General features: G+C 54.1%; 1 tRNA gene and 1 pseudogene. Both read left to right on the top strand.

Annotated features, from left to right (window positions below):
- Positions 1-175 (top strand): annotated as a pseudogene (locus A6013_RS27690) (DNA polymerase III subunit epsilon); the annotation flags it as partial.
- Between the two features lie 132 nt (positions 176-307).
- Positions 308-384 (top strand) — tRNA-Asp (locus A6013_RS24310).
- Positions 385-449: the final 65 nt, after the last annotated feature.

The raw sequence follows: 449 nt of genomic DNA, 5'->3' as shown, positions 1-449 counted from the left end.
GTTCAGCATGGAAAATGAGTCACAGCAGACGCAGGGCGAAGCGGGCATTCAGCGCGTTGTCCGTCAGGCAAGCCGTTTGCGGGTGGTGTTAGCCTGTGTTGAAGCTCTAGTTGTCCATGAATCCCGTCTCGACGTGGTGCAGAAGACGGGGGGAAGCTGTATGTGGCGCGCCTGAATTATCGCCACAATGCCTTTTAAATCTTCGGTTGGGTGATTTTTGCCGCTAACGTTTCCAAACGTGAGAAAATTCGTTGACGAGATCGGAGGGACACCGTAATTTGCGCCTCGTTCCCCAAGCGGGAACAGTGGAGCGGTAGTTCAGTCGGTTAGAATACCTGCCTGTCACGCAGGGGGGCGCGGGTTCGAGTCCCGTCCGTTCCGCCACTATTCAGGCCCACGTTATTTATAACGTGGGCCTTTTTCATATCTGTACTTTTTCGTCTGCGCGT

Source organism: Enterobacter sp. IF2SW-B1, assembly GCF_001743375.1.
In the GTDB taxonomy this organism is placed as follows: domain Bacteria; phylum Pseudomonadota; class Gammaproteobacteria; order Enterobacterales; family Enterobacteriaceae; genus Enterobacter; species Enterobacter bugandensis.
The sequence above is the reverse complement of the archived record's forward strand: the minus strand, read 5'-3'. Positions and strand labels throughout refer to the sequence as shown.